A 6,408-nucleotide genomic window follows, 5' to 3' on the forward strand; every position below is an offset into this window, starting at 1 on the left:
AAACGAAAACCCTTCAGGCGCGGCATCTTGGACGGCATCTTCATGCGTGAGGCCTAACCAGTTCAGAACGCGCAAACAAGTTGGCAATGCCTCCGCCAGACCTGCGCCGAAATGGGCGTTGGCATCGAGAAGGGCGTTTTGTCGAGCGACCACGTCCACATGTTTGTATCAATCCCGCCGCATCTGGCGCTGTCGACGGTGATGCAGTGGATCAAGGGGCGCTCGTCGCGCAAGATACAGATGGAGTTTCCGGATCTGAAGAAACGCTACTGGGGCAGACGGTTTTGGGCCCGAGGATATTTCTCGACCACATCCGGCAATGTCACCGACGATGTCATACTTCAGTATTTGGAACTACATTCAAAACGGAAACCTACCGGCGTCAGCCGGTAGTGGTTTAGTGTGCCAGGTGACATGCAACCCGGACAGCGTTGACCCGCCGCATTTCGGGCCGGGTTTTTGCGCATTGGGCCGTTGCAAGTGGACAGCGCGGGTGAAAAGCACATCCCGAAGGCGGGTTGATCGGGTCGGGTATCTCGCCTTCGGGTGGGGCAACCTCGCGTCCGAAGCCATCCAACTTGGGGGCGGCGGCAAGCAGCATCTGAGTATAGGGATGTTTGGGGGCTTCGAACAGTTCATCCGGCGCTGCCTCCTCAATCAGCCGTCCCAGGTACAAGACACCGATCCGATCCGAGATGTGGCGTACAACCGTCAGGTCATGACTGATGAACAGATAGGTAAGCCCCAGATCGTCCTTCAGATCGCTCATCAGGTTCAATACTTGCGCCTGCACGGAGACATCCAGCGCCGAGGTCGGTTCATCACAAACGATCAGCCGAGGTTGCGAGGCAAGCGCGCGGGCGATGCAGATCCGCTGACGCTGACCGCCCGAGAACTCATGAGGGAATTTGTCCGCATCTTCTGTCGAGAGGCCGACCTGTTCCAGCAGGCGTTCCGCGAGGCCCTTGGTGTCTGCGCCCTTGGCCGCAACCGGTTCGGCGATGATGTCGCGTACCCGCCAGCGCGGGTTCATCGAGGCATAGGGATCCTGAAAGATCATCTGGATCGTTTCGCGGGCCTGCGCGATGGCGCGCTGGTCAGTTTCGCGGGCCAGATCGACCCCCGAGACCGTCACTGCGCCAGCGGATTCTTCCAGCAGGCCGACAACCATCTTGCCGATGGTGGACTTGCCCGAACCGCTTTCGCCAACCAGCGAATAGACACTCCTCTCCGGGATATCGAAACTGACATCGGAAACCGCGGTCAGATAGGATTTTGGCAGGCGTTCCAGCACACGGTTCAGCCAGGGTTTGGAAACATCGAAGATACGCGTCAGTTTATTGACGGAAACGATGGCGTTCATGCTGCGCCCTCCATTTTGATCGCGTGCCAGCAGGCGGAGCGGCCATTGTCCGCATCCAGCGTCGGAGGCGGGTTGCCTTTGCAGCGTTCAGTGGCCCGGTCGCAGCGCGGCGAGAAGGCGCAGCCCTGTGGCAGGCTGTGCAGGCGCGGCATAGCGCCAGGAATCTGACGCAGCCGGTGCTGGCCGGCAGAGGCCGAAGGTGCCGAGCCCATCAGCCCGTCGGTGTAAGGGTGCCGGGGTCGGGTGATCACATCGCGTACATCGCCGATTTCAGCCATGCGGCCTGCGTACATTACGGCAACCCGATCGGCAGCCTCGGCGATCACCCCCATGTCGTGGGTGATCAGCATGACCGCGGTGCCGCGTTCGCGGCAAAGCCGCTTGAGCAGCGCAATTATCTGCGCCTGTACCGAGACATCCAGCGCCGTTGTCGGTTCGTCAGCAATGATCAGAGAGGGTTCGGCGCAGAGTGCGAGTGCGATGACCACTCTCTGACGCATGCCGCCGGAAAACTCATGTGGATAACTGTCGATCCGTTCTGCCGCCGCCGGAATACCCACCTCTTCCAGCGCAGCAACGGCGCGTTCGCGTGCTTCGGTCCTTGTAAGATCAAGGTGTTCCAGCATCGTCTCGGTCAGCTGGTCGCCGATCCTGAGCAGCGGGTTCAGTGAGGTCAGCGGATCCTGGAAGATCATGCCAATTTCCTTGCCGCGCAGGCGCCGCATCTCGTCGCGTGGGAGGTTGTCGATGCGCCGCCCGTTCACCCAGATCTCGCCGCTGGTGATACGAGCGGGTGGGTTCAAGAGTCCGATGACCGCATTGCCGGCCATCGACTTGCCCGCGCCGCTTTCGCCGACAACGCCAAGGATTTCACCGGGCGCGATGTCATAGCTGACCTTGTCTGTTGCACAGAGCCGTGCATGACGGGTCGGAATTTCGACTACAAGGTTACGAATGGAAAGGACTGGTTTAGTCATCAGCGCAGCTTCGGATTGAGGGCATCGCGCAGCCAGTCACCCAGCATGTTCACGCTCAGCGCAAGTGTCAGGAGTGTGAGGGCGGGGAACAGCAGGATCCACCACTCACCCGAGAACAGGAAGCCCTGGCCGATTCGGATCAGGGTTCCGAGCGAAGGCTGTGTAGGCGGCGCGCCGACACCCAGAAAGCTGAGCGTTGCCTCGGCGATAATGGCCAGTGCCAGGGAGATGGTTGCAATGACCAGAACCGGTGACAGGACGTTGGGGAGGAGATGACGGATCATGATGACCCATTTGGAACGCCCGATCAGCCGCGCCGCCTGCACATACTCCCGGTTTTTTTCCACCAAGGTGGCGCCCCGCACCACACGGGCAAACTGGACCCATTCGCCCAGGCCGATAGCCAGGATCAGGACCCAGATCGCCATCTGGTCGCGGTATTCAACCGGGGTAATTCCTTTGACAATTCCGAAGATCAGCATGGCGACAAGGATCGACGGAAAGGTGAGCTGCACGTCGGCAACCCGCATGATGATAGTTTCGGTCCAGCCGCCGACATAGCCGGCCACCAGTCCCAGAATGATGCCAAGAATCATCGCAAAGGTTACGGACAGCACACCAACCATCAGTGAAATGCGCATGCCGTAGAGAATGGTTGAAAACACATCCCTGCCCTGGTCGTCAGTACCCAGCAGGAAGACATCACCGGTGAATTCGTTGGGCTGCATCGGCTTGGAGAACCCGTTCATCAGGTTCAGGGTCGCCGGATCAAACGGGTTGTGCGGCGCGATAAGCGGAGCAAACACCACCGACAGCACCAGGGTCAGCACAATCAGCGCCGAGACCACGGCAACAGGGGAGCTGCGGAAATTCCAAGCAAGGTCGGATTGCCAGATATCATGAAGTTTTTGCATCAGTGTGCTCCTGCCTTACCGGTCCGCAGGCGCGGGTCGATGAGGAAGTATAGAAGGTCAACAACCAGGTTGATGCCGACAAACAGGACCGAGATCAGCATCAGGTAGGCAGCCATCACCGGAATATCGACAAACTGGACGGCGTTGATGAACAACAAGCCGACACCAGGCCACTGAAAGACGGTTTCAGTAATGATCGCAAAGGCGATGATGCTGCCAAGCTGCAGGCCGATAATCGTGATCACCGGCACCAGCGTGTTGACCAGTGCATGGCGGAAATAGACCACACGCTCCCGCAGGCCGCGTGCGCGGGCAAACCGGATGTAGTCAGAGCGCAAAACCTCCAGCATCTCTGACCGCACCAGGCGCATAATCAGTGTCATCTGATAGAGGCCAAGGGTGATACTGGGCAGGACTAGGGAAAGCAGCCCGCTCTTGGTCAAGAACCCCGTGGACCATTGCCCGAGCATCACCGTCTCGCCGCGCCCGAAGGAAGGCAGCCATCCTAGCTCAACTGAGAACACGTAGATCAGAACAATGCCGATCAAGAAGGTGGGCAATGAAACCCCAATCAGGGAGGCGGTCATAATGGTATTGGACAGCCAGCCCTCCCGCCGGATAGCGGTATAGACTCCCAGCCCGATGCCCAACAGCATCGCCAGGGTGCCGGAGACCAGAGCCAGCTCTAGAGTAGCCGGCGCACGTTCCATTAGGATTTTAGCAACGGGCCGCCCTTGACGGTAGCTCAGCCCGAAATTGCCCTGCGCGGCATTTTCCAGGAAACGCCAGTACTGCACAGGGAAAGGCTGATCCAGTCCCAGATCGGCGCGCAGACGCACCACGTCTTCAGCGGTTCGCTCCTGACCCAGCATGTTCTCAATCGGGTCCCCGACAAAGCGGAACATCGAAAAGGCGACAAGACCGACCACAAACAGCACCAGAACGGACTGCATGGTGCGGCGGATGATATAGGCTAACATTGACTTTGGTCTCCAAGTCCGGGAGCTGCAGCGCTCGGCGGGTCAGGCCAGCGGCGGCAAATGCAGTCCGGCCGGAGCACCCCCATTTGTCCGGGGGTGCTCTTTCCGTTCAGTCTCAGTTGAAAGCGAAGTACTTGAACTTCGGGCTGTCTTCCGGATCAACAATTGTGTCGACACGGGACTTCATGCCCCAGTTCAGAACCTGGTGGTGGATCGGCAGGTACAGCACATCTGCCTGAACCTGATCCCAGATGGCACCGATGGATTCGTTGCGCGCTGCAAGGTTGGTCTCGTTGGCCAGGGCTTCGATGGCTTTATCCAGTTCGGGGTTTGAATAGCGGGTATTGTTCCAGGATCCGTATTCTTCATCTTTGGTGTGAACCAGGAAGTTGAAGATGTATTCCGAGTCATAGGTCGGAACACCCCAGCCCAGCATGTAGAAGTCAGACTCCAGGTTGTTGATCAGCGGGAAATGCTGTGCCTTGGGTTTGGCATCCAGATTCACATTGATGCCGATCTGCGCGAACATGCCGACGGAGGCCTGGCAGATCGCTTCGTCGTTGATGTAGCGGTCGTTCGGACAGTCCAGCTTGATTGAGAAGCCATCGCCATAGCCGGCCTCTTCCATCAGCGCCTTGGCAGCAGCGATATCGGTCGCTGGAACCTTGTCCAGCTCGGCGGTCCAGCCGTTCACGAAGGGCGGCAATGCCACGCCGGCAGGCTCCGATTGACCGCGCATCACGATTTTCTGGATGGCTTCCCGGTTGATAGCTATGTTCATGGCCTGCCGCACACGTACATCTGACAACGGGTTCTTGCCATCGACGTTGTCATTGGCCAGATCCGCATCGCCTTGGTTCATCCCAAAGAAGATCACCCGGTTCTGCGGCGCCTTGCGCACGTCCAGCCCTTCGGCGCCGTCCACACGGGACAGGTCTTGCACCGGCACATCCTGGATGAAGTCCACTTCGCCCGACAGCAGGGCTGCCACACGGGTTGCCGGGTTCTGGATCGGTGACGCCTCGATTCGGGTCACTTCCAACGGGAACTGCCCCATGCCCCAATAGCCGTCAAAGCGCTCCAGAACAGTTTTCACGTCCGGCTCCCGGCTGACCAACTTGTAGGGACCGGTACCGTTTGCGTTCTTGGCCGCATAGGTGCTCTCGCCACCCTCGTAGTCCTGCACATCAACCGCACCGTTGGCTTCAGCCCAGCCCTTGTCCATGATCAGCAGGTTGGTGAGGTTGTTGGGCATGATCGGGTTCGGGCCCTTGGTCACGATCTCAACCGTGTAGGGGCCGGTGGCACGGACTTCTGCAACCGAGGCCAGCACCTCCCGGTAATTGCTTTTCTCGCTCATTGCCCGGTTCAGCGAAAAGACAACGTCCGAGCTGTCAAAGTCCGCGCCGTCGTGGAACTTGACCCCTTCACGCAGTGCAAAGGTCCAGACATTCGGGTCATTTTCTGAAGGCGCCCATTTAGTGGCAAGACCAGGAACCAGCCCGCCTTTCATGTCGCGGTCCACCAGTGGCTCCATGATCTGGCGGCCAAGCGTGATCGTCGGCCCCTCGTTCTGGGCATGCGGATCAAGGGTCAGTGCATCGCCTGCACGTGCCCATTTCAGGGTTTCAGCATATGCTGGGATACCTGCAGCTGCGCAAAGCGCGCTGCTCAGCAGAAGCGATTTGAGTTTCATGTTTCTCCTCCGTGTTGCCTCTGAAGGCACGGGAAACCCGTTCGGCAAACCGCATGGTTTGCCAGGGCGCCGTCAAAGGTCCATTTCGTGGTGAGCCTTGCGTTTCTCCACGATACGCAAGTCAAATTTTTGAGCGCTGAGGTCTGAGCTGCATTTCGGCGCAAGTTAACTTTGATTGGTTGCGGACAAATTTTAGACCCAAAGTTCGCATATTATTTTAAATTTTTAGGTAGTTTCATCTAATTTTCTGGTAAAATACAATCAAAATAACACTATCGTGATCACGTAGCACAGATCCTCTCCCACTGCTCGAACGCTGGCTGCGCGCGTTCCGTAACCACATCCGGACCTCTCCCACTGAGCTGTTCTGCCCTTATGAAGTGGCGTGGCATTGCCAACTTGTTTGCGCGTTCTGAACTGGTTAGGCCTCACGCATGAAGATGCCGTCCAAGATGCCGCGCCTGAAGGGTTTTCGTTT

At 58.3% G+C, this 6,408-nt stretch carries 5 protein-coding genes and 1 pseudogene; 1 reads left to right on the plus strand and 5 read right to left on the minus strand.

Annotated elements, in window-relative coordinates; translation table 11 throughout:
* Positions 1 to 90: 90 nt before the first annotated feature.
* Positions 91 to 393, plus strand: a pseudogene (tnpA, locus tag ACR0AD_RS20800) (IS200/IS605 family transposase); the annotation flags it as partial.
* Positions 394 to 397: 4 nt separating this feature from the next.
* Here the strand turns inward: tnpA and ACR0AD_RS20805 are convergent.
* The 5 genes from ACR0AD_RS20805 to ACR0AD_RS20825 all read right to left on the minus strand — a co-directional run bounded on the left by ACR0AD_RS20805 (position 398) and on the right by ACR0AD_RS20825 (position 5,930).
* On the minus strand, positions 398 to 1,363 hold the full coding sequence (locus ACR0AD_RS20805; RefSeq protein ID WP_480489472.1) for an ABC transporter ATP-binding protein: 966 nt from the start codon (positions 1,361 to 1,363) through the stop codon (positions 398 to 400).
* Positions 1,360 to 2,340 carry an ABC transporter ATP-binding protein gene (locus ACR0AD_RS20810; RefSeq protein WP_480489473.1) on the minus strand — a complete coding sequence of 327 codons (981 nt, stop codon included), beginning with the start codon at positions 2,338 to 2,340 and terminating at the stop codon, positions 1,360 to 1,362. The genes ACR0AD_RS20805 and ACR0AD_RS20810 overlap by 4 nt, the downstream gene beginning before the upstream one ends.
* The gene (locus ACR0AD_RS20815) at positions 2,340 to 3,254 is read right to left on the minus strand and encodes an ABC transporter permease (RefSeq protein WP_480489474.1); all 915 of its coding nucleotides are present in this window, start codon (positions 3,252 to 3,254) and stop codon (positions 2,340 to 2,342) included. The genes ACR0AD_RS20810 and ACR0AD_RS20815 overlap by 1 nt, the downstream gene beginning before the upstream one ends.
* Positions 3,254 to 4,234 (minus strand): ABC transporter permease, encoded by a 981-nt coding sequence (locus ACR0AD_RS20820; RefSeq protein ID WP_480489475.1) that lies wholly within the window; start codon positions 4,232 to 4,234, stop codon positions 3,254 to 3,256. The genes ACR0AD_RS20815 and ACR0AD_RS20820 overlap by 1 nt, the downstream gene beginning before the upstream one ends.
* A 115-nt stretch (positions 4,235 to 4,349) precedes the next feature.
* Positions 4,350 to 5,930, minus strand: coding sequence for an ABC transporter substrate-binding protein (locus ACR0AD_RS20825; protein WP_480489476.1), 1,581 nt, complete (start codon positions 5,928 to 5,930; stop codon positions 4,350 to 4,352).
* Positions 5,931 to 6,408 lie beyond the last annotated feature (478 nt).

Source organism: Ruegeria sp. BH8 (assembly GCF_056538065.1).

Excerpts from the sequence above, each read along its gene's own strand:
- ACR0AD_RS20805 (WP_480489472.1), bottom strand. The coding sequence starts at position 1,363 with ATGAACGCCATCGTTTCCGTCAATAAACTGACGCGTATCTTCGATGTT.
- ACR0AD_RS20810 (WP_480489473.1), bottom strand. The coding sequence starts at position 2,340 with ATGACTAAACCAGTCCTTTCCATTCGTAACCTTGTAGTCGAAATTCCG.
- ACR0AD_RS20815 (WP_480489474.1), bottom strand. The coding sequence starts at position 3,254 with ATGCAAAAACTTCATGATATCTGGCAATCCGACCTTGCTTGGAATTTC.
- ACR0AD_RS20820 (WP_480489475.1), bottom strand. The coding sequence starts at position 4,234 with ATGTTAGCCTATATCATCCGCCGCACCATGCAGTCCGTTCTGGTGCTG.
- ACR0AD_RS20825 (WP_480489476.1), bottom strand. The coding sequence starts at position 5,930 with ATGAAACTCAAATCGCTTCTGCTGAGCAGCGCGCTTTGCGCAGCTGCA.